At 40.5% G+C, this 23232-nt stretch carries 23 protein-coding genes; 9 read left to right on the top strand and 14 right to left on the bottom strand.

Annotated elements, in window-relative coordinates; translation table 11 throughout:
* Positions 1-35 precede the first annotated feature (35 nt).
* From ACN6NB_RS06595 to fadH, 4 genes are all read right to left on the bottom strand, one after another.
* On the bottom strand, positions 36-278 hold the full coding sequence (locus ACN6NB_RS06595; RefSeq protein ID WP_003212254.1) for a YkuJ family protein: 243 nt from the start codon (positions 276-278) through the stop codon (positions 36-38).
* Between the two features lie 184 nt (positions 279-462).
* Positions 463-1359: a manganese catalase family protein gene (locus ACN6NB_RS06590; protein ID WP_024424718.1), complete on the bottom strand. Its 897-nt coding sequence runs from the start codon at positions 1357-1359 to the stop codon at positions 463-465.
* Between the two features lie 423 nt (positions 1360-1782).
* Positions 1783-3003: an EAL domain-containing protein gene (locus ACN6NB_RS06585; protein ID WP_024426863.1), complete on the bottom strand. Its 1221-nt coding sequence runs from the start codon at positions 3001-3003 to the stop codon at positions 1783-1785.
* Positions 3004-3067: 64 nt separating this feature from the next.
* The gene (fadH, locus tag ACN6NB_RS06580) at positions 3068-3832 is read right to left on the bottom strand and encodes a 2,4-dienoyl-CoA reductase (RefSeq protein ID WP_039178144.1); all 765 of its coding nucleotides are present in this window, start codon (positions 3830-3832) and stop codon (positions 3068-3070) included.
* A gap of 138 nt (positions 3833-3970) precedes the next feature.
* Here fadH and ACN6NB_RS06575 point away from each other — a divergent pair, with 138 nt between their 5' ends.
* From ACN6NB_RS06575 to ACN6NB_RS06560, 4 genes are all read left to right on the top strand, one after another.
* The gene (locus ACN6NB_RS06575) at positions 3971-4828 is read left to right on the top strand and encodes a metallophosphoesterase (RefSeq protein WP_047203677.1); all 858 of its coding nucleotides are present in this window, start codon (positions 3971-3973) and stop codon (positions 4826-4828) included.
* Positions 4829-4984: 156 nt separating this feature from the next.
* On the top strand, positions 4985-5482 hold the full coding sequence (locus ACN6NB_RS06570) for a L,D-transpeptidase family protein (protein WP_474253275.1): 498 nt from the start codon (positions 4985-4987) through the stop codon (positions 5480-5482).
* Between the two features lie 73 nt (positions 5483-5555).
* Positions 5556-6833 carry an MFS transporter gene (locus tag ACN6NB_RS06565; protein ID WP_039178137.1) on the top strand — a complete coding sequence of 426 codons (1278 nt, stop codon included), beginning with the start codon at positions 5556-5558 and terminating at the stop codon, positions 6831-6833.
* A 195-nt stretch (positions 6834-7028) separates the two neighbouring features.
* Positions 7029-7244 carry a hypothetical protein gene (locus ACN6NB_RS06560; protein WP_039178134.1) on the top strand — a complete coding sequence of 72 codons (216 nt, stop codon included), beginning with the start codon at positions 7029-7031 and terminating at the stop codon, positions 7242-7244.
* 182 nt (positions 7245-7426) lie between these two features.
* On the opposite strand, the gene ACN6NB_RS06555 is transcribed toward ACN6NB_RS06560, so the two are convergent.
* Positions 7427-8323, bottom strand: coding sequence for a DMT family transporter (locus tag ACN6NB_RS06555; RefSeq protein WP_144490625.1), 897 nt, complete (start codon positions 8321-8323; stop codon positions 7427-7429).
* A gap of 113 nt (positions 8324-8436) precedes the next feature.
* Between ACN6NB_RS06555 and ACN6NB_RS06550 the strand changes: the two genes are divergently transcribed.
* Entirely contained in the window at positions 8437-9354 is a 918-nt protein-coding gene (locus ACN6NB_RS06550) for an AraC family transcriptional regulator (protein WP_064498384.1), read from the top strand.
* Positions 9355-9446: 92 nt separating this feature from the next.
* Here the strand turns inward: ACN6NB_RS06550 and ACN6NB_RS06545 are convergent, their stop codons facing one another.
* A complete protein-coding gene (locus ACN6NB_RS06545; protein WP_186315134.1) occupies positions 9447-9623 on the bottom strand; it encodes a hypothetical protein in 177 nt (58 codons plus the stop codon).
* Between the two features lie 234 nt (positions 9624-9857).
* Between ACN6NB_RS06545 and ACN6NB_RS06540 the strand changes: the two genes are divergently transcribed.
* On the top strand, positions 9858-10319 hold the full coding sequence (locus ACN6NB_RS06540; RefSeq protein WP_008356877.1) for a YkyB family protein: 462 nt from the start codon (positions 9858-9860) through the stop codon (positions 10317-10319).
* A gap of 36 nt (positions 10320-10355) precedes the next feature.
* On the opposite strand, the gene ACN6NB_RS06535 is transcribed toward ACN6NB_RS06540, so the two are convergent.
* The 3 genes from ACN6NB_RS06535 to ACN6NB_RS06525 form a co-directional block, all read right to left on the bottom strand.
* Positions 10356-11264 carry a chemotaxis protein gene (locus tag ACN6NB_RS06535; protein ID WP_024424709.1) on the bottom strand — a complete coding sequence of 303 codons (909 nt, stop codon included), beginning with the start codon at positions 11262-11264 and terminating at the stop codon, positions 10356-10358.
* A gap of 73 nt (positions 11265-11337) precedes the next feature.
* The gene (locus tag ACN6NB_RS06530; RefSeq protein WP_039178128.1) at positions 11338-12648 is read right to left on the bottom strand and encodes an MFS transporter; all 1311 of its coding nucleotides are present in this window, start codon (positions 12646-12648) and stop codon (positions 11338-11340) included.
* A 123-nt stretch (positions 12649-12771) separates the two neighbouring features.
* Positions 12772-13311: an RDD family protein gene (locus tag ACN6NB_RS06525; RefSeq protein WP_039178127.1), complete on the bottom strand. Its 540-nt coding sequence runs from the start codon at positions 13309-13311 to the stop codon at positions 12772-12774.
* Positions 13312-13612: 301 nt separating this feature from the next.
* Here ACN6NB_RS06525 and ACN6NB_RS06520 point away from each other — a divergent pair, with 301 nt between their 5' ends.
* Positions 13613-13765, top strand: coding sequence for a hypothetical protein (locus ACN6NB_RS06520; RefSeq protein WP_185847125.1), 153 nt, complete (start codon positions 13613-13615; stop codon positions 13763-13765).
* A gap of 64 nt (positions 13766-13829) precedes the next feature.
* Here the strand turns inward: ACN6NB_RS06520 and ACN6NB_RS06515 are convergent, their stop codons facing one another.
* Positions 13830-14714, bottom strand: coding sequence for a cation diffusion facilitator family transporter (locus ACN6NB_RS06515; RefSeq protein WP_106025229.1), 885 nt, complete (start codon positions 14712-14714; stop codon positions 13830-13832).
* A gap of 293 nt (positions 14715-15007) precedes the next feature.
* Between ACN6NB_RS06515 and ACN6NB_RS06510 the strand changes: the two genes are divergently transcribed.
* Entirely contained in the window at positions 15008-16177 is a 1170-nt protein-coding gene (locus tag ACN6NB_RS06510) for an aminotransferase A (protein ID WP_024426854.1), read from the top strand.
* Between the two features lie 25 nt (positions 16178-16202).
* Here ACN6NB_RS06510 and ACN6NB_RS06505 read toward each other — a convergent pair whose 3' ends face one another.
* Both ACN6NB_RS06505 and ACN6NB_RS06500 read right to left on the bottom strand, forming a co-directional pair.
* Complete coding sequence (locus tag ACN6NB_RS06505; RefSeq protein WP_059376958.1) at positions 16203-18032, bottom strand: PAS domain-containing sensor histidine kinase; 1830 nt, start codon at positions 18030-18032, stop codon at positions 16203-16205.
* A 156-nt stretch (positions 18033-18188) separates the two neighbouring features.
* Entirely contained in the window at positions 18189-20315 is a 2127-nt protein-coding gene (locus tag ACN6NB_RS06500; RefSeq protein ID WP_126681757.1) for a peptidoglycan D,D-transpeptidase FtsI family protein, read from the bottom strand.
* Positions 20316-20652: 337 nt separating this feature from the next.
* On the opposite strand from ACN6NB_RS06500, the gene ACN6NB_RS06495 reads away from it, so the two are divergent.
* Positions 20653-21453 (top strand): CAP domain-containing protein, encoded by an 801-nt coding sequence (locus tag ACN6NB_RS06495; protein WP_039178119.1) that lies wholly within the window; start codon positions 20653-20655, stop codon positions 21451-21453.
* A gap of 106 nt (positions 21454-21559) precedes the next feature.
* On the opposite strand, the gene ACN6NB_RS06490 is transcribed toward ACN6NB_RS06495, so the two are convergent.
* Positions 21560-22432 carry an NAD(P)-dependent oxidoreductase gene (locus ACN6NB_RS06490; RefSeq protein ID WP_144490627.1) on the bottom strand — a complete coding sequence of 291 codons (873 nt, stop codon included), beginning with the start codon at positions 22430-22432 and terminating at the stop codon, positions 21560-21562.
* A 13-nt stretch (positions 22433-22445) separates the two neighbouring features.
* Positions 22446-23231 carry an SDR family oxidoreductase gene (locus ACN6NB_RS06485; RefSeq protein WP_228279974.1) on the bottom strand — a complete coding sequence of 262 codons (786 nt, stop codon included), beginning with the start codon at positions 23229-23231 and terminating at the stop codon, positions 22446-22448.
* Position 23232: the final 1 nt, after the last annotated feature.

Here is a 23232-nt window from a genome sequence, read left to right as displayed (position 1 = left end):
GGAATCCTCAGAAAAAACATTTCATACGATTCAGCTTAGGATTGTAGAAGCTCAAAAATCTCAATCGAAATCATATCAATGTTGTCAAATGGGAAAGTGTTTGGCTTATCCCCTTGTTGAAAAACAGTCAATTCAAACGTTTGATTCTTTTCGAAATACTTAACACTACAGATTTTCTCACCGTTCACTTCGAAATAACGCTGTGCCGGCTCGTTTGCAGCTTCTGCTGTCTCTTGAAGACTTTGCAGCCTTGTAATGATACCCATTAATTGTGACATTCTAAAAAAAGACTCCTTTCAAAAAAACAACTCAAGATGAACCCGTATTGATTATACACAAGTCCTACAAAGCATCATACCATAAAGTGTTCTCAGATGATATTTTTCCTCTTGAATTCAAAAAAAGAAAAAGAATCTGTTTTTTTAGTTTGAGTCTTTTTTCTAATCTCATGCACCATGATTTTTATAAACCAGCAGATCTCATCAGTCGTTTCGCAATTTCATCAAAATCCTCTTTTGATATGCCTGGAGCAAACTCTTCCGGTAATTCTCTATAATCTGGCACAGGTGCACCTTGCGGGGTGCCTTCAATGACTGTGAGCGGTTTTCCATCAATCGGGTGGCTGCCTTTCCAAATTTTATTGATATCCTTGTAGTCCGTATCACTAAATGTATACAGCTTTGTATGAACATTCTGATCTTCAAATTTTCTCGCTGAATCAAAGTATTTGTTATCAAGATTTGGGATTGGCAGCATCTTCCCTACATCTACTCCTGTAGCGACTTCTAGTGCCTTTGCATATGCCACAATATGCACGCCGCCCCTGACAAGTAAATAACCGATCATCTCTCTTGCTGTAGGGTGGTCCGTCATTTCATATACACGCATTTTGTGCGTACGTGCTCCGCATTCAAGGAAGAAATTATGAAGGAGGTCAAGAATCAGGTTGCCGCTTGAGAACACATTCTCTCCTGTCCAAGGTTTTGCCATTGAATCAAACGGATAGCCTGTTTGGGCTGTTTGAATAAAATGCTGTGTATTTCGTTTATCGACAGCTGCCTTCATCGGCGTCGTATCTGGGTCCCCGCCATGGGTGGTTCCTGTAATCATGAGATTGATGGCTGTGGTCACAAGCTCAACATGACCGAATTCTTCAGCTGTAATACTGGATACGAGGTCATAAAACGGTTTGAGTTTTCGTTTCCCTCTAAAGTTAAAGGATTGAAACATGTAATTATTTAATGTGGACATTTCACCGAATTTTCCGCCGAGTAATTCTTGCACAGCAGCGGCACCATTTGCATCTGGGTGATCTGGTCTTGGCAAATCAATGAGCAGCCGCGTGTCACGTTTGATCATGATGTTTCCCTCCTACTGTCTAACTATCATCACTTAAGATGTATGGAGGGTTTGGGCTGTCCTATGCATGAAGGGAAAGATTGAAGCACAAAAAAAACTTGGCGGGGGTAGCGCCAAGTTTTTTGGATCTTGATCTGATAGAGGGGTTGGGGAACAGAGAGTAGCTTCTCTCTATAACTAAATGATAATGATTATCAGTTTCATTGTCAACCATTTTTTATTTTCTTTTTTCTATCAAAAAAAGCAGCCTACGAGGCTGCTCAGATTGATGACAAAAAGCTGAAATTCCTTTTGTTTACATTTCAGTGTGATAGAAAACCTTTGAAGTCTAGGAAGGACGAGTACCGGAGCGAATTATACATTCGTGAGCACTGCCACGCAGGACTGACAAAGAATGCGAGGATTAGTCTTCACGCCGCGTCTTCAAATTAATCCATCTTGCTCATATAAATAGGCATATGGAAGGTCTATAAACAAATACATATCTCCCTCTAAAGGATAAGAAAACGTACGTATCCTCTCACCTGTTTCTAAATCACTATAAATATCGCTGAAAAATCCTTTTCCGCTAATTCTCATTTGAAGAATATTTGCTAGGAAATAAGGACGCCAGCTCCAGTTTTTTTCTATATACTCCGGCTGAAACAACCATTCTTCTTCTTTTTTGAACACATTTCCAGTGATTTGAAAGCCTTCTTCATTACACATATAAATCCGAAAGCTGCAATCTGTTAGTTCAAGTGCCAGTTTTTGAATGAGCTCATCATTTGTGCTGCACGATTTCTTTAAAGTCGTAACAGCTTGATGAATTCGTTTATAAAATGTTTCAGAATGTTCGTAGACAGCTTGCAGCTTCTTTTTCTCATGGGCAATAAATTGCTGGAATTCTTCTCTAAGCTGATCTTTTCGGTGGCTTCGATCGATTAATTCTCCTGCAGGCTCATGAAGATAGAACCCTTGAAAATATCTCCCGCCATTTCTCCAAGCATACTGTAGCTGGAAATTTGCTTCAATGTCCTCATAAATTAAAGCAGCTCCTATTTTTCTTGCAAGCAATGAAATGCTGTACAAGACATATTCATAGGAAGGAGATGGAGCCGATGCCTTTAATGCCTGTAAATCTATTTTTAATAAATCAGGTGAAAGCAAGGCAATCCGGTCCAGATTACTGCTTTCTTTTCCTATATTTGAGACAGCGATTTTAATCCCATATGTACGATAATACGTTAACGTATGGTATAGCTGTTCAATGTCGCCGCTAAACGTATGCTCTGCAAACTCAATAACAAACCGGTTAAGCTGAATGCCCCTTGCTTCATATTCCTTTAAGAGTTCTAAAAAGCTTTCCCCGTGATCCAGCATGAGGATATTGGCATCATGATTAATAAAAATGAGCAAATCGTCATCTGCTGTTGTGAAGAGATCAAGTGCTTGAGTCAGTACTTTGTGATCTACTTCCAATTTATATTCGTCAGGAATAGATGAATCCGTAAAGAAGGAGCCTAGGCTGACCGTTTCTGACTCAAGCTTCATTCTTCCTAGAATCTCATAGCCTATCACTTTTTGCTCTTCCGCACTGAATATTGCTTGATAGTGCGGGAAAACATCTTCAATATTCGTTAAAATATCCAATGGATCGACCATTTTCATCACCTGCTTCTCTCTTTGTGTGATTATACCACATCAAAAGCAGGTCTTACATCGTCAATCAAAATGGTGATTGGTTGAGCCATTGTCCCCCATCCATCGTAATACAATCTCCATTTATATAAGACGCATGCTCCGATAATAAAAAGCTCGCAAGCGCTGCAATTTCCTCTGGTGTGCCCAGTCTGCCAAGAGGAACGCTATCTAATGTTCTTTGCGCTGCTTCTTCTGATTCCCATAGTTTATCTGCTCCGCCTGTTCTCTCGATTGGGCCTGGTGCGATGGCATTGACGCGAATTCGATATTGCCTCCCCCATTCAACAGCAAGCGTTCGAGTCAGGGACAACACGCCGGCCTTTGCTGCCGCCGAATGCGCCACGCCTACACCAGCACCCCATGCATAGGTAGCCACCATGTTAAGGATACTTCCCCTTTTCTTTTGCCGAATCCAGTAATTGCCCACTGCATGGCTGCAAAAGAATGTACCATTTAACACAATATCAATCACAGCTTTCCAGCCGTTAGGAGACAGCTTTTCTGCTGGCACTAAAAAATTTCCTGCTGCGTTGTTAATGAGGGCATCGACATCACCAAATGTATCCACCGCAAACTTGACCATTTGGTCAGCATCCTCTGGGTTTCGCACATCCATTTGGAAGTAAGCGACTGCTCCGCCCTTCTGCTTCATTTCTTTTGCCGTCTTTTCCAGCGTCTCTTCCGTTCTACCAGTAATCACAACATTCCAGCCTTCAGCTGCCAAATGGGCAGCCATTGCCTTCCCCATACCGCTTGATCCCCCTGTCACAATCACTGTTTGCTTCGTCATTTGTTCTCCCCCTTTGTATGATTTGAATGACTATTCATTCATTATTGTCTATCATATCATGATTGACCCTCGGTGCACCATATGGGAGATTATCCAAATATGATGCTATACTTAATTTTATTTATAAAGGAGTCTTATATGAAGCAGCTTTCCCGCAGACAATTTTTAAAAGGAGCAGCTGGTGCGAGTATTCTCGGGTTTTTGGCTACAAGTTGTGGATATGGATATGCCAGGTACATTGAGCCGCGCATGATCGATACGGTGTCACTGACGATTCAAGATGCTCAGCTTCCAGCTTCATTTGACCAGTTTAAAATAGCTCAATTTAGTGACGTTCATTTGAGTGATACATTTCCTGCGAAGGACCTAGAAGCCATCGTTCAGAAAATCAATGCTGCATCTCCAGATCTCATTGTGTTCACAGGTGATCTCGTTGATTTTCAAGCATCCACCCAAGAGCATGAAAAAGCGAAGACTTATTTGAATAAGCTTCATGCTCCGTTCGGTAAACTCGCCATCTACGGAAATCATGACTACGGACCATTTGGCGTGGAGCTTTATGAGAAAACAATGGAGGCTTGTGGATTTACATTATGTAAAAATGATGTGTTTCTATTAGAAAAAGATCATGCACATATTCAGATTGCTGCACTGGATGATCTTATGATGAGCGTGCCTGATTACGATTTGATCAAACGGGAAGTATCATCTGATTTATTTACGTTGCTGCTCGTCCATGAGCCTGATGCAGCATTAGAGCTGAAAACAACACCTATTAACTTGCAGCTTTCCGGGCATACGCATGGCGGTCAAGTGCAGCTGCCTTTCTATGGACCGATTCTCACAGCACCTTACGGCCGTAAATATGTAGAAGGTTTATACGAAAGCGATCAGCAACGCATCTATGTCAACCGTGGACTTGGGACAACACGGCTCCCGCTTCGGTTTTTAGCCAAGCCAGAGTTAACCTTTTTTACCTTTACATCTCGTGTATAAATAGAAGCCAAACCGCCCTCTCCTGCATATGTATAATCAAAGTTCTTTCTCATGACAAATGTTAGGAGAAACCTTACTGGGCCTGATTCCGTCCATATAGTATGTCAAGTGACGGCATCATGGCTTCTTTTATTTGAGTAAAAGGAGTGTACTTTGGTGCTGCGATATACGGTGAAAAGAGGAGAAACTCTTGCTTCTATAGCGCTTGATTTTCGAACAACAACAGATGCCTTAAAGGCTGCAAATCCGTCACTTCAAGCTCGCGAGCCCGAACAAAATGAGGTCATCATCATACCTGGTTTGCCAGATCCTAATGCGATCCCATACCGCATCTTTGTTTCGATTTCAACGAAACGCCTCGTTTTGTTTTCTGGATCACAACTTATTCGTTCGTATCCGATTGCAACAGGGGAAATTTTAAATATGACACCGACAGGTTCTTATTATATTGTCAACAGACAGCCAAACCCAGGAGGTCCCTTTGGCGCTTATTGGCTGAGCCTCTCAAAAATTCATTACGGCATTCACGGTACGAATAACCCGTCTTCAATTGGTAAAGCTGTTTCTAGAGGATGCATTCGCATGTATAATCAGAATGTCATCGAGCTTGCTTCACTCGTTCCAAACGGAACACCTGTGACCATTAGCCAGTAGATGAAATCAATTGTACGAATGGTTAAAATTTTATATGATATAAAGTGGGATCTTCAGGTTAAGGAGCGTATTTATGGATATTTTTAAAAACAGAAATTTTGTTCGTCTCTTTTTTGCGGCACTTGCTTCGCAAATGGGGACAACAGTAGGCAATATGGCGTTTGCCTTTTATTTGCTCGACCATTTTAGTCATCAGCCCGCATACGCCACATTGGCTGAACTTATGTATTCTCTTCCTACCGTCTTTGTCTTTTTTATGGTCGGTGTGGTCGCAGACCGTTTTGATCGTAAAAAAGTCGCAGAGAATTGTGATTGGATACGAGCTGGGCTGACGATTGTATTATTCATCGTTATTTATTTTAATTCACTGCCACTTATTTTCTTGATCTTGTTTATTCGAAGTGCTATTACGAAGTTCTTCTATCCAGCTGAAGCTTCTCTCGTTCAGGCGATTTTAAATAAAGATCAATATGCAAAAGCCGCTGGCTTAAATCAAATGCTGTTTAGTTTATTTATGGTATTTGGCGTTGGGCTCGGTGCCATTATGTATAAGACGATTGGACTTCACGGTGCCATTACAATTGATTTGGTCAGCTTTATTATTTCAGGCATCCTGATTCGTTCATGTAACATTCCAATTGAAGCGCGTCAGCCAAATGGACAAGCTGGCTGGAGAGGCATGACCATCAAAACGTCTCTGAAAGATTTTAAAGAAGGCATCCTATATATTTTAAAAAATAAATTATTGGCTTCTTTAATTTTTGGCTTTTTTGTTTTCGGTCTAGTCAATGGCGCATTTGCCGTTCTTCCGATGTTTACAATGAAATATGGACTTTCACCAGACCATTTTGAACTGCATACATCCTTCTTTACCATTGCGATCGGTGCAGGCTTGCTCGTTGGAAGCTTAATGGGCTCTGTCCTCGCTAAAAAGGTAAAGATGCAATATCTCATGTCGATTCCAATTTTGGTCGCAGGTATTTTGATTTTTGTCCTTGGTTCTACCCATACATTATGGTTGTTTTACGTCACGTCATTTGTCATTGGTACATGCATTGGCCCAGTCAACATTGTCATTGGCGGCTGGCTGCCTAGAATCGTCCATCCTCGACTGATGGGCCGTGTGTCAGGATGGGTTGATCCGCTCACTATGTTTGCTCAATCGATGACATTAGGTCTGATTGCTGTATTATTTCCAAAACTCATCACAAATGTTTCTTATATTTATTACGGAATGGGCTTTATTATTTTACTTGTCTTCCTTTTTTACTTCATTACACTGCCAAAGTTCAGCAGAGAAGCTGACGACTTAGACGTACAGCGTGAACTAAAAGGGCAGGGAGTTCAATAAGTAAATAGCAAAAAGGACTTTCTTTTCAGGAAAGTCCTTTTTGCATGGCTGAAACGTCCTTCATGCATTTCCTCTGTTGAGAGAATCTGCTTGAAGGCTTGCTTTATTGATCCATTTTTTCTTGTTTTTCACAATAAAATGCCTTTACATCTTTAAACGTTTTATAGTAGGATAGTCAGGTTGGAGGTGAAAGAAATGCTAAAAAGTTACTATTTTATTCATACTAAAAATGAACAGGGACAGTTTGTTGTACATACAGAAGATTGTGCATTTTTAGGCGATGCTGCAAGCCGTACGTTGATTGGCCTGCACATGAATGGTGAAAGCGCCATGGATGAAGCCAAACAAATGACGAATGAAACTGACTTTAATGGTTGTTTTTATTGCGCTTATTCTATTCATACAAAATAATTCATCCTATATGCATCACATATACGCGCATATGGTGGGCTGCATATATAAAAAAGATATCATTTGAGAAACTACCCATTTTGATAAATAGGTAGTTATCATGAACTAATAGTTCACTTTGTTTATATTTCATACAGTCAATTCTTCTTATCATTCCTTCTATTGTTCATCACCCATCCCGCTCATTTTTTCGGCTGATACAATGCCAAGAATAAAATCATATAGACAATACAAGCTGTCCCTATCCATTGGAAAAGTCCGAATGGCTCTTTTAACCAGAAAACAGTCGTGACGACTGCTGCAAGGGGCTCAACACTTCCAATTAAGCTCGACTCTTTTGGTGATAAGTATTGCAAACTTTCTATGTAAAACCAAAAAGCGATCATCGTTCCAAATATGACCACAAATAATAAATAGACATATGCTTCAAAAGGTAAATGAGTGAAATTGAACTTCCATGGAGGATGGATCAAGCTAAGGGCGCCTCCTCCTATAAGCATCGCCCAGCCGACAACCACTAGAGAGTCGAATTGTTTTAACAGGCTGATCGGATATAACGTATAAAACGAGAGCGCCACAGCCGATAGTATTCCCCAAATCACTGCCACAAATGGAACGGTTAATGTTGAAATAGAACCATTCGTCAATAAGAAAAACATACCCGCCAAAGCCAATACCACTGTAATCAAATCTCTTCTAGTGAAGGTTGATTGCCTGCGAATGACCAAATACACGATAATCATGACAGGGGCTGTATACTGCAGCAGCGTTGCCACAGCAGCATTTCCATGTTGAATGGATGCCATATAAGTATATTGAACAGCCAGCATACCCATTAGCCCAAATAGAAGGACTTGCATCGCTGTCCTCTTCTTTTGCCACACACCGAACAGATGTGTTTTTTCTTTTGTCATCACATGAACAAATAAAAGCAATCCCCCTGAAATGAACAGCCGAACCGTCACAAGCCAATTGACATCAATCCCATATTGCTGAAACAATTTTTGTGAAATTGTTCCTCCTACTCCCCAGCAGATAGCGCCTATGAGTACAAGTAAAATTCCCTTTCTCCTATTCATTTTCATTCTCCTCAATTCTCAACAAATCATGATAATATAGTTGATAGTAGTTCACTTTGTTACATATTGATATATCAATTGAACATAAAAATAAAAGAATATTGAGGAGAATTATGCACAACCATCATTTTCTGATTGACTACAACCTGAAAGAATTAACGGAGCATTCTACGACAACATGGCCTATTGCTATTTATCATACGAAAATTCGTCATCATAGAAGCGGCTACATCCCTCTTCACTGGCATGACGAGTTTCAATTTGTCTTTATTTTAGAGGGTGAAGCTGAATTTCATATCAATGAAGAAACATTATGTTTAAAGCAAGGAGATGGCATTTTCATCAATAGTGGCTGCCTGCACATGGCAAAAGATGCGAATGGGACGGCATGTACTTATGTTTGTTTAAATGTCTCTCCCTATTTCATCACAGCGAATGAATTATTCACCACATTTGTCCATCCATATATGCGTGCGAGCCAGACACCTTATATTTTATTCAACCGAAAAGATCATTGGCCAAAGCAGATCTATCAATGCATTCAAATCATTCAACAATTAATTGATGAAACTCCGGTATATTATGAACTTGAACTCAATATTCAGCTTATCACCATTTGGAAATGCTTATTACAAAACGGCTTCCAAATGAAACATGATGCGCGTAAACACGATAAAAATGAACGGATGAAACTTATGCTGAATTGGATTCACCAGCATTATTATGAAAAGATCCTTCTCGAAGATATTGCTCGTGCAGGACAGTTAAGTCGCTCAGAATGCTGCAGATCCTTCAAAGACATTTTAAAGAAATCACCCATGCATTATGTAAATGAATATAGAATTCAGCAAAGCCTCGTCCTGCTCCAAGAAACAGATTTCAATATTACAGAAATCGCCTACCAAGTAGGCTTTAACAGCACAAGTTATTTTATCAATTTGTTTAAAAGAATAAAAAATACGACACCTTTAGCATATAGAAAATTAAAACAGCTGGATTCTCTCCAGATAAAATGGATAGAAGAAAAATAATGCAGAAGGCGTCTTAAATGGCTTTTGTAAATACAAACGATGAGAATGGCTACATTTCAATCGCCCTCGCCTAATGCAGACAAGGGCGTTTTTTATTGCTGTTTTTGTTCTTTTAGTTTCTTAAAAATCACAAATTGATATACTCCGAATAGTACGGTGAGGATCATAATTCCTGTAAATAATTGATCGGCTGGAAGCAAGAAATATACGACAACAAAAGATAAAAGCAACACAAGATAACCTATATTGAATGCTTTTTTGAATGTCATGATATTACCTCCTTTCATTAATAGCTTATATACATACTATATAATCAACAGAAATAGAATCAGTTGAAGTTTTTTTGGGGGAGATTGGGGGATTCGAACACACAAAATTTTTAACCCTCCATAATCCCTTTATACCAAAGGTTTTCTTTTTACAATATCTCTATTTGCAATTTACTAATAAAAACGTATAATTTATACTAAGCACAGGAAGACGAAAGACAAAGGAGAGAAAAAATGGACGATTATGCTCATACTAAAGACATAGAACCTACAGCAGAAAACATCGCAAAAGCCATTTATACTGTTAACCGCCATGCTAAAACCGCACCAAACCCCAAGTTTCTTTATCTTTTGAAAAAACGCGCGCTGCAAAAACTATTGCAAGAAGGTAAAGGAAGAAAAGTGGGCCTACATTTCTCTAACAATCCCAAGTATAGTCAACAACAGTCCGACGTGCTGATTGAAATTGGAGATTATTATTTTCACCTGCCACCAACGAAAGAAGACTTCGAATTTTTGCCACACTTAGGAAATTTAAATCAATCATATCGCAATCCGAAAGCGAATATGTCATTAAACCGAGCAAAGCAAATACTTCAAACGTATGTCGGTTTAAAAGAAAAACCTGCCGCCACAAAACAAAAATCACATTACACAAAGCCCGTCTTCAAACGACTCGGGGAAAGTTATTTTTAAACAGAAAAAAACCACTCATGCCGAGTGGTTTTTTGTTTAGATAATAAAATGATCGACTTTTTCAATCAGCTGATGAATTTCTGGTTTACTGATTTGATCATCTGCACCGATCGTTTCCCCTTTATGACGCAAATCTTCAGTGATTAATGAAGAGAAGATAAGAATCGGGATGGAATTTGTTAAAGGATTGTCCTTGAGCAATTTTGTTAGCCGGTGGCCATCCATTTTAGGCATTTCAATATCCGTAATAATCATATCAATTTCTTCTGTCACACTGATTCCTTTGCTGACAAGATCCATGACATGATCATATGCCTGTTTGCCATCTTCAAAGGTCACAATGTTTTTATAGCCTGCTTCGGTTAATTCATTTGTTAATAAACGCATGAGAAGCGGAGAATCTTCAACGACATACAGCTTCTTCCCTGTTCTTCTCTCGTCTTTCTCACCGTCAAACATATGATACGTATCAACACCTGAAGCGGATTCAATATCATAAATGATTTTTTCGTAATCTGGAAGGAAAATCATTTTTTCATCAAGCTTAATGATGCCAGTTAAATGACGGTCCATCCCTTGATTCAGTGCAGTCGGCTTCTCAATCTCTTCCCAGCTGACGCGGTGAATTTGTGATACTGTTCCTGTGTGGAACACAAATTTCCGTTGGTTGAATTCAGTCACAATATATTTCTCTTGTTCCGACTGATCTGACTCGACATTAAAAAAGGAAAATAGATTGATGACTGGTAAAATCTCGCCTCGTAAACTAATCATCCCTTCTACATCTTGGTGAGAGTGCGGTACAACCGTCACCTCAACCGGCTGAATGATTTCTCTTACTTTCATGACGTTAATGCCGAATTGATTTGCACCAATTTCAAACTTCACAATTTCCAATTCATTGGTACCAGAGTCAAGTAAAATTTCTTGTTTATTTAAAGCCACGGAAATCCCTCTATTCTTCAATATTAGATTGTACTTTTTATATCGGCAGCATAGGTAAAAAGTTGACGTTTCTTTACGCTTTCTCTCGAACGAATTGATGAATCACAAGTCCTATCGATGCAAGGATGAGCAAAGACCCTAGTGCAAGGCGGCTTGCGAGATTTCCGTGCTCTGCAAACAGCAGGGTAACTGAGCCATAAATAATGGGCCCAATAATGGAAGACACCTTTCCTGAGAAGGCAAAGAGGCCAAAAAACTGTCCTCGCTTTTCCTTCGGGGTTAGTTCAATAATCAAGATTCGTGATGCCCCCCAGCTTGCGCCAAGTGAAATCCCAAATAAACTGCCAGCTACCCAGAAGACCCATTCGGTTGTCGCTGTCACAGCTAGAATGAGCGCCACAATTAAAATGACATACACGACGGTAATCGAGCGTTTTGCCCCTATCGCTTTTGTGATATAACCAAACAGAAAGGAGCCAATGATACTTGAAATGGTCGACACAAGATAGAGTAAAATAAATTGCCCAGCTGTAAAGCCAATAATGATTTTGGCATAAACAGCCATCATCGCAATTGCTGTTTGTAAGGCATCATTCATAAAAAAGAAGGCGATCATAAAAATAAAAGCTGGCTTGTACCTTTTCATCTCTTTAAACGTGTGAACAATCTCTTTATACCCGCTGAAAAAAGATGCCTTTTTCTCTTGCTGAGGCAGCGGATGAGGATCTTTTACAAAAAAGAGAAAAGGTAGGAAAAAGAGAAGGAATAAAAGGGCTGTTGGGATAAATGCTTCATGAAACTGGTCATTGCCGACAAGTAAATAAACAGAGAGACCCACAAGTGTTCCTAAATAGCCAACGGCGATACCAAATCCAGAAATAAGCGGGATTTCATCCTTTGTCCCAAGATCGGGCAAAATGGTGTCATAGAAAACAAGACTAGAATGATAGAAAAACTTTGCGATCACAAACAAGGTAACCACGACCAATAAAGAAACAGGCAGCCCAAACCATTCACTTGAGAAATCAATCCCAGCAAAAATCCCCATCAACACCGTACAAGCAATACATATGAACGTAAACACCGTAATGTAGCGTTTCTTTTTTCCTGTACGATCAATCAGCACTCCGTATAAAGGTGTAAAAATGACGAGAAAAAAGCTGGCTAATGCGTTTGCATAAGAAATAAAGGTACTTGCGATCTGGTCCATTCTCGCACTGTCCCCGATCGTTTCCTGCAAGTAAAACGGGAAGAAAATGGTGATCATATTTGATGAAAAGATCGTATTTGCAAAATCATACAAAGCCCAGGCCAGCACAGGTGCTGTCAAAAACAGCCCGAAGCCTGCCCCTTTTTTCTGAACAGTCATTTTCCCTCTTTTCAATAGATTGACTCCCTTCTCTGCTTTATTTTCACTATCATTCTACTTTATGTGACGTTTCCCTCTTCCATACAAGCATCTATACAAAAAGCACCCCTTACTATATAGCAGAGGTGCTTCTTTTCATTATTTCTTTACAACAATGGTACTTGCAATCAAATCGTGAAGTGCTTGTTTTTTTTCTGTGAAAAACGCAATGATGTAGCCAATACATAAGATTGGAGACAAAAAGCCTTTTGCAAAAAATCGGCCTGTCGCGCGCCCGAATGTTATTTTTTCACCCGTTACTTTTGTCACTTTAATTCCAAGAGCCATCTTGCCAAGAGTTCCTTGCAACTTTGATGATTCCATGATCGCATAATACAGCCAAGTCACCGCGATACCGACTAAGATCGTTACGCCATAGAAAAAGATAAGGCCCATAATGACTGCCCATTCTTCATCCGTAATCACCGTTGAAGAATAGTAATAGCTATCATCATACATTAAAAATGCCGCCTCAGGGCTTGAGACAAAAAAGAGTGTTGCCAGAATAAATACAATGAATGAAAATGGTACACTAATAATGATACCGTCCAAAAGATGTGCAAGAAAACGATAGCCTACGCCTGCTAGCTCAGGATGCTTCTTTTCTTGAATGTGTGGTTCTGTTATGTTGGTTTCCATCCTATTTCTCCTTTATTATGTATGTTTTCTATAAATTTCTTATAATCATTCGTTATTATATCCTATGAATATAGCAAGATCAATGCAGCTTTACACTTTTACATACATTTTAGATCAGTTTGATCTAAATGATTTATGTGAATAAATACTGAAAATTTGTGAAAATCATGGCACTTCTAGTTCTTTTACCTCCTGATTTTTTAACATTTTGTGATATTTTCGTCTTGTTTCCATTCTTCTGTTGACAATGATTCTTCAAATGGTACAATAGTCAAGGATTTTTTAAAGAAAGGTGTTCATGATGGGAACTGTCGTATTATTAAAGAACAACGAAATGACTGTAATTGAAGATATTTGCGAAGCTGATTATTTAGATATGAAGCATGGTTTGTCAAAAGATGACACAGCTTATATCTCTTGGTACGAAGACTACGATACTGCTTATGGATATTGATTTCATTTCATAGATGAAGCGTAAAAAAAGGCGATACAACCTGAGAATAGGTTGATCGCCTTTTTTACGTTTGTGAGCTTCTTTCACTTTCAGGTTCCACATGAATAAAGATTTGCGCATGCGTAAATTCGAGCTGAATCTTCTCTTCAATTCGATCACATAATTGGTGAACATCTTCAATGGTTGTCTTTCCATCTACAATCAAATGGAAATCAATATATTCCTCTGCACCAGACCGCCTTGTTCGAAAGTCATGATATTCAATGAATTCTTGACTGAATCCTTGAATGATCGCTTCAATTGATTGTTCTTCCTCTGGTGTTAAACGAGCATCAACAAGCGGCGGGAAGGCTTCCTTCATGAGTTTAAACGCTTCACGCATAATAAAGAGGGCCAGAATCATTCCAATGATCGGATCTAGGAAATACCAGTCGGTTAATGCCACAAGCAATAAACTGAATGCCACCCCTAGTGACGTATACACATCCGTTAAAAGGTGCAATGCATTTGATTTCATGGCGACTGAATGTACTCGCTCAGCCTCTTTGTTCACAATCCTCGATACAACAAAATTGATGAGCGCGCCTAGCAGCATGACCACAATGCCAAGCACGGGTAGCTTAACTGGCTCTGGATGCATTAATTTGTGAACACATTCGTATATAATCCAAATGCCAGCAACGAATATCAGCAGGGTCTCAATCGTTCCAGAAATATTTTCGACTTTTCCATGTCCATAAGGATGTTTAGAATCTGCTGGCTTTCTTGAAATACGAACAGAAATAAATGCAATAAACGACGCCATTAAATCGAGAAACGAATGAATGGCTTCTGATAAAACCGCAACAGATCCGGTTAAGAGACCTACAATGATTTTTAAGATGACAACAAATGTGTTGCTCAGCACGGATAGAAACGCGATTTTCGATGTCTTCGCTGATTGTTCCATCTATCGTCCTCCTTTAGGAGATCGTATGTCTATGAAAGCCATTCCCATGACCATGATTCTCACGTTCTTTCAGTTTACGCAGTTTTGCCGTTTTCTAATCATTCTCATCACAGCCTGTATTTTCTCTTGAGGTTACGCTATAATAAATGTTGCTCTTTCTTCAATATATCACTCATGCGGTGATGGATAGGAGAATAGACTACATATAACGCTATCCAGTGCCTTTCGCAGGTGACATTTATGCAGTGAATGGTAAAATAGGATAAAAACATAAATTTTTAAGGTGATGAGAAATGGAGCATTTGCTGAATCCAAGAGTAAAGGATATTGAAATTTCAGGCATTCGAACATTTTCAAATCTCGTATCGTCATATGAGGATGTCGTTTCATTGACGATAGGCCAGCCCGATTTTTATACGCCGCATCATGTCAAAACAGCTGCCAAAGCAGCCATTGACGAGAATTTCACCTCATACACTCACAATGCTGGTTTCTTAGAGCTAAGACAAGCGATCCAGCATTATATCAAGAAGAAAGTGAATCTTGATTATGATGCAGAGTCAGAAATCATTGTGACAACAGGTGCAAGTCAAGCAATTGATGCTGCGTTTCGAACCATTTTAACAGAAGGCGACGAGGTCATTTTACCTGGACCTGTATACCCCGGATATGAACCGATCATTCGAATGTGCGGTGCCATGCCCGTACATATCGACACAACGAATGCCGGCTTTAAATTGAATGCCAAGCTGATTGAGGATGCGTTAACGGAAAAGACAAAGTGTGTGGTTCTTCCTTACCCTTCAAACCCGACTGGTGTCACGCTTTCAGAAGAAGAATTGAAAGAAATTGCCCAGCTCCTTGAAGGAAAAGACATCTTTATTTTATCCGATGAAATTTACAGTGAGCTGACATTTGACCGGCCGCATCATTCAATTGCCTCTTTCTTAAAAGAACAGACCATTGTCATCAATGGACTGTCTAAATCTCATAGCATGACTGGATGGAGAATTGGCTTTTTATTTGCTTCAGCTCCAATTGCTAAACATGTATTAAAAGTACATCAATATAACGTGTCTTGTGCCTCGGCTGTCTCACAAAAGGCGGCACTTGAAGCTGTGACAAATGGTGTGGATGATGCACTGATCATGAGAGAGCAATATAAGAAAAGACTCGATTATGTATATGATCGGCTCATTTCTATGGGGCTTCCGGTGATTAAACCTTCTGGCGCTTTTTATATTTTTCCATCCATTGAATCGTTTGGGATGAGTTCCTTTGATTTTTGCATGGAGCTGTTAGAAAGTACAAGACTTGCGGTCGTTCCAGGCTCTGCTTTCTCTCCACTCGGCGAAGGGTATGTGCGCCTGTCTTATGCTTATTCACTTGAAACGCTGAAAGAAGGACTTGACCGGCTAGAACAATTTGTACTTGAAAAACGTTCCATTCATTCGCTAGATTGAAACAACGGCTCTCTTGCCGTTGTTTTTATTTTGCAGGAAACATGATGTGAAATACGGTGCCCTTTTCAGGCTGACTATCCACACGGATCGTCCCATTATGATTTTCTAAAATATTAAATGTGACCATAAGGCCAAGCCCAGTTCCTTTTTCCTTTGTGGTTAAAAAGGGCTCTCCAATCCGTTTCATCACCGCTTCTGGAATGCCGACCCCTTCATCACGAATGGTGACAAGTATTCCATCACTTTCTGCTTTGGCCGTGATGTCTACCTTTCCTCCGTCCGGCATGGATTCTACGGCATTTTTGATTAAATTGATAAACACTTGCTTGAGCTGATTTTGATCCCCGTTCATCAGGAGACCTTCCTCTATCTCACTTGTGTTCATTAAAATGCCATTTAAGTTCGCTTGTGTTTCTAACAAAGCCGTAACTTCGCTGATGATTTTTTTCAAATCAAGCGTCTGCATTGAGGATGTTTGCTGCGGTTTCGCCAGCATTAGCAGCTCACTCAAAATAATTTCTATTCGGCTCAGTTCAGAGAAAACAATCTCGAAGTATTGATCGCGATCTTTTGTTTTCGGTTTAATGAGCTGTAAAAAGCCTTTGATGGCGGTTAATGGGTTTCTGATTTCATGTGCAATGCCAGCCGCCAATTGACCTGCGATCGATAATTTTTCTGAGCGGAGCATGAGCTCTTCTGTCTGCTTACGTTCGGATATATCTCTTAAAATAATTTGAACCGCTGTTTCTCCAAAGAATGTAGTTGGGATACATACCATTTCTGTATAAATCAGCTTATGCTTAAACGTATGACAGCTCATCGTGACAATCTCGGAATCTGATGCTCTTTCAATAATACGAGATAAACTCTTTTTGACCTTCTGCTGATCACAGGAATGAATTTGATGAAAGATATCCTTTCCTATTAATTTATCGTAATGCTCGGCTTCAAATAATTTAATGCCTGATTCATTCATAAACACCCATTTGTGATCATGGATGACCGCAATCGTGTCAATGGAGTTTTGAATGAGCAGCTGATACCTTTCCCGGCTTTTTTGAAGAACAGTTTGGAATTTTTTACGGGATGAGATGTCCACTAGCAGCAAAAGCTCTGCCCGCTGATTTTGATAAATCGTCGGTGATGACTTTACCTCAATATGAATACTGCTCCCATCCTGACGCTTCCATATCTGTTCAATCATTCCGACTGGAAGGCCTTGCTGCAGCCTTGTTATGCGGCTTCTGACAATATCATGGTACTCTTCAGCAATAAAATCAAACGCGGACTTGCCGATCATGTCATCTCTTGCACTTACCCCCATTAATTGCAGCATCGCATCATTCGCATACACAATTTTCCCTAAAGTCGTAATACATAACGGATTTGGCAGCATGGCAATCAATTGTTCAGCTTCACCGACATTTTGGAAAGCCGGCAGACTGCCTAGCGACTGTTCTGCTACTTTTGATGCTTCTTGAAATGCTGCTTTTTGGGGCTTAGTATCCAGCACCCTCATTTTCAGGATCATTTCTCTACTTACTTCGTTGTCTAACCCATCACAAGCAACAAAATCAATGCTTGCTTCGACCCATACAGCTGTCAGATCACTTCTTAGCAGTCTAAAGTGGCAAACCTCTAGCATGTGCTGATTGTAAAAATAACTTTCGACGAGAAATTGATCTTCGGTATGAACAAAGTCTTTCAAAAAACACCCTAGTAAATCCTTTTGTTCATAGAGCAAAAGCTGCTTACAGTTGGAAGAAATGTAGAGAAAGCGGCCATTAGAAGAAAGAACGGCATGTAAATCGATGTTCGAATACAATTGATTCGAATCTTTCATTTGTTGTTCCATCGTCGTCCGACCCTCCTTTTCATTTTTTAGGGTTGTCCTTAGATTGATGTATAAAAAAGATTCGCTAGAAAACCCGTATTTTCCTTCTGTCATCGAGGGAAACGTCCATATTTTCAGCAAAAAGGGAGCACTTTCTGCTGCTGTGCTCCCTGCGGTTTATTGTTTTTCATATTTCTTTTGTAATTCAACGTACTTATCCACAATTTTACTTGGGATATTTTTAATGACAGGATCTTTATCTGAGACATAAGGTGTCACGACACTAAACGCTACCTCTGGATTAGAAGAAGGATAATATCCTCCAAAGGTTAAATTGTACGTGGCATTTCCCCACCAGCTGCGGTTGGCGCCATAGTAGAAGGTTTGCGCTGTACCCGTTTTTCCCGCGACATCATGCTGACCAAATCGGCCAGCGGCAGTTCCGCCTGTTGATGTGACCATTTTCAGTCCCGTTTTTACGCGGTCAATATCTGCTTTCGAGTTGTTAATCGTATTCAGCACCTTCGGCTCATATTTTTTTACGACTGGGCCTACTTCATCCTTCTTCGTTGGAAGATGAACACTTTTCACTACTCTTGGCTGAATACGGCTGCCTCCATTGGCAATTGTCGACATGTATTGTGCCACTTGGAGCGGTGTATACGTGTCATACTGACCAATTGCTTCATCAAGCAAAAGTCCGCCGACCGTCTTAGGATGCGTCTGCATCCCGCTTGATTCCTGCGGCAGGTCGATCCCTGTTTTTACGCCAAGACCGAATTGCGCATAGTAGTTTCTCATTTTTTGTAAGTGCTCAGGCCTTGCAGGTAACGGACCATCCTTTTGATAGGTGATGCCCGCCATTCTCATCGCTACTTGGAACATGTAGACGTTGGAACTTTTTTGGAGTGCCTGAATGTCGTTAACCCATCCAAGAACTTTGTAAGACTGTTTCGGCTTTCCATTACTTCCTGCAAAAAAGAGCGGTGTATCCATATAGGCCTGATTGTGTGACATCCCGTCCTGATAACCGCCAAGTACTGTGGCTCCTTTGACAACAGAGCCCATTTCGTACTGGGTGGTAAATGTTCCGATCGCATAATCTGTGACGTCTCTGCCGTCCATTTTCTTGCCCGACATGGCGAGAACATCCCCTGTGTGAGGATCCATCATGACGACAAAGGCACGATCCATCATATAGTTTCTCGCACTGGCCGATCTAAGCTCTGATTCGACGATTTTGTCGACTTCCTTTTGCAGCTCCATATCAAATGTCAGCGCAAGATCAAGTCCTCTTCGTCCTTCTGTCCGCTTGATCTCATCAAGCAGCTTCCCGCCAACCTGTGTATATTGAACGGTCGCTTTCTCTGGGTTTAGAAAATCCTCGTATTGATATTCTAAATAGCTCTTCCCTACACGGTCATTTCGCGAGTAGCCTCTTGCCATATAGTAATCTTCGCGCTCTTTAATGATTCCTTGCTCTGGTGTGGTCACACCGCCAAGTACATTATAAAGGGTCTTTTCATACGGATATTTTCTTGTCCAGTCGTTGATGACGTTCACACCTGGCAGTTCATCAAGATGCTCTGAGACAAGTGAAATCTCTTCATATGTCAAGCTCACGGATGAAGTCTGTTTTGATTCTTTCGTTTCATCGAGTAAAGCAACTTTTTCGTCACCTTTTTTCTCTTCGTTTGGGTCCATTGCCTTCACGATTTGAGGCTCAAAGGCATATCCACCTGTAAATCTACGGTAGATCGCTGCAACAGCTTTTTCCTCCGCATCCTTTTCAATCGCTTTGACTTCTTTCTTTGGGACACGCTCTACTTGAAGCGGATAGACATCCTTTGCATCGATATCCTTTTTCTCCGTTTTTGAAATGAGCTTATCCGCTTCTTTTGGATGGCTCGCCAGCCAAAAATCCCGAATGTCACGCTCTCTCAAAAAATCAGTATCCATTTTTATATAAGTCGCAAGCTTTCTTGCTACCTTAATCTTATCCTTCGCTTTCACACCGCTTTCTGATGTATAAACGATGGCAGGTACACTTTCGTTATCAACGACGACTCTTCCTCTCGCGTCATACATTTTTCCTCTTGGAGACGGGTATGATGCCGTTTTGACCTCTGTTCGGTTGGCTTGCTTTTTATAATCTTCACCATTGACAATTTGCAGCACACCAAGCTTGATCACAAGTCCAGCAAATAAACTAAATACAGCGAAGAAAAAGAGATTAATCCTCCAGGCGTTCCGGCGCTTCATTTTTTTCTGCTCGGCAGCACCTTGATGCTGTTTCTCTCCCACTTATGTAGCTCCTCTCATCCTTTTCAATCTTTTACAATTACCACTCATTATTGTAACACTTTTGTAATAGTTGTTACAGCGAAACGAGTGAAAAAAAGCTGTCAATCCCTAATCTGCAAAAAAATATACTAACACTTTAAAATATTGGTATGTTTATGTCGTTTTCTTTAAATGGAAGGATGCCCCATCCTTTGATATGAAGCGGCTCTTACTATGACTTTAACAAAAATGACAAACTGGTATTGTCAATGGAGGATGCTGGTACGTTTATAACAAAAAGTCCATGGTATGATTTTTTGTGAGAAAACAAAACAAAGATTTTAGGAGGAGTTACAATATGAAGAAGAAATCATTCTTTTTTTCAGCGCTGACAGCTGCTGCACTCATCACATTCACTGGGGGACATTCGGCTGATGCGAAGGAGCTTAACCTGAAACAAGTGATAAACGTACAGCATCAAGCCATTGATCTTCATACATTAGCAGCAAAATTACATATCTCTTCAGATGTAAACAAGCTAAGCAAGTCAAATCAAAAAGAGATCGAAGCTCTATTAAACAAGCTGATCAAGAGCGGTCAACCTGTTACTGGAACAAAAGTAGTGAAAGAAGTAAACAAAGCAAAACAAGAACAAAAACAAGAATCAGTGAAAAAACCAACTGCTTCTAAACCAAGCACTCCAGCAAAAGAAAACACAAACAGCAATAGCAACACAAAAGCTGACCAAAAAGACACAAATGCATCAAAAGCAGACAGCAGCTTAAATGCATTTGAAAAAGAAGTGGTTGAGCTTACAAATAAAGAGCGTGCAAAGCAAGGCTTAAAGGCACTTTCTGTGGATTCTAAATTAAGCAAATCTGCTCGCGCAAAATCTCAAGATATGAAAGATAAAAACTATTTCTCTCATACAAGCCCAACTTATGGATCTCCATTTGATCAAATGAAGCAATTCGGTATCACTTACAAATCAGCAGGTGAAAACATTGCCCAAGGTCAAAGATCTCCTCAAGAAGTTGTGACAGCATGGATGAACAGTGAAGGCCACAGAGCGAACATCTTAAACAAAAGCTATACACATATCGGTGTTGGTTATGTGAAATCTGGAAACTACTGGACGCAGCAATTCATCGGAAAATAATATCAAAAAAACCTGTCCTTATTTGGGACAGGTTTTTAATTTTCTACTTTTTCAGCAATGCGAGGGCTTGTTTACACGCTGCAATCCACATAGGCGGGGCAGTTTTTTATTTGACCCATAATTTATAGATGCTCTGTGTCCCGCTGTTTTCTTCGCCCTGTTCACTCAGCTTTTCATAAAGTGATTTCGCAAGTGAGAGCCCTGGCATTTCTTCTCCCATCAGCTCTGCTTCTTCAAGTGCAATGCCCATATCCTTGATAAAATGCTTCACATAAAACCCTGGCTCGAAATCGCCTTTCAGCATTCTTGGTGCAAGGTTTGACAATGACCAGCTGCCTGCTGCACCTGTTGTGATGCTTTTGAGCACCTGCTTTGGATCAAGCCCTGATTTTTCGGCATAAGCCATTGCCTCTGCGACACCGACCATCCCCGCTGCGATGGCAATTTGGTTACACATTTTTGTATGCTGACCGCTTCCTGCCGGTCCTTGATATTGAATGTTTTCACCCATTTGCTCAAATACCGGCAGGCAGGCTTCATAGGCAGACCTTTCTCCGCCGATCATAATGGCGAGCGTGCCATTTTGAGCTCCTATGTCTCCCCCTGATACAGGTGCATCTAATGCAAATACACCTCTTTCCTTCGCTTTCAACTCAATTTCTTTTGCAAGCTGAGGCTTCGAGGTCGTCATATCAATGAGATATGTTCCAGGCGCGGCATGTGCCACAAGCCCATCTTCACCTAAATAGATCTCTTCTACATCCGATGGATATCCCACCATTGTGATGACGGCATCTGCACTTTCTGCAATGTCCTTTACTGCCGGCTTCCATGATGCTCCTTTTTGAATCAATGCGTCTGCTTTTGCTTTCGTTCTTGTATAAACGATCACTTCATAGCCTGCATCCATTAAATGTCCTGCCATACTGCGCCCCATTACACCGATTCCTATAAAACCAACTGTTTTGATTTGTGCCATCACTTGTTCCTCCTTAAAGAGACTTTGTCAAGCCACCATCGATGATCAGTGTTTGACCTGTCATATATGTATTGGCTTCAGATAAAAGAAAAGCTGCATATGCTGCAAATTCCTCTGGCTGTCCATAGCGGCCAAGCGGGATCGCTTGTTCAGCCTGTGCTTTGATTTCTTCAACCGTTCGATTCTCTCTTTGTGCGCGGTGCTTTTCCAGCTGTTTGACGCGGTCTGTTTCAATTTTTCCGGGTGCTAACGTATTGATCAAAACACCATCCTTTGCCAGCTCCTGAGCGACTGTTTTTGTCCAGCCGGCTATAGCTGGTCTAAATGTATTCGACAGCATCAAGCCTGGGATCGGTTCTTTCACTGACATTGACGCAATGTTTAACACACGTGCACCACGTTTTTTCAAATAAGGTAATGCCTCTTTTAATAACCGAATATAGCTGAGTAAATGAAGCTGAAATGATTCGATCCAATCTTCATCTGTTAAGGTGTCAAGCGTTCCTGTTTTAGGTCCGCCTGTATTGTTCACAAGAATGTCTAGACGTTGCTCATCGCCAGCCGCCGCTTGAACAAGCGCCTTAATTTGCCTGGCGTCAGATACGTCACATACTTGATAAGTCAGCTGTCCTTTGGCAAATGGAGACAGCTCATTGACTGTTTCTTTCAGCGTTTGTTCATGTCTTCCCGAGAGCATTACATCCGCTCCCTCTTTTGCTAGAGAAAAGGCAATCGCTTTTCCGATACCTTGACTGCTTGCAGCGACCAATGCTTTTTTTCCAGTTAGTTTGACATCCATG

The organism is Bacillus sp. 11B20 (assembly GCF_056098985.1).
Note: the sequence above shows the minus strand (reverse complement) of the source record. Positions and strands in the feature narration are given on the sequence as shown.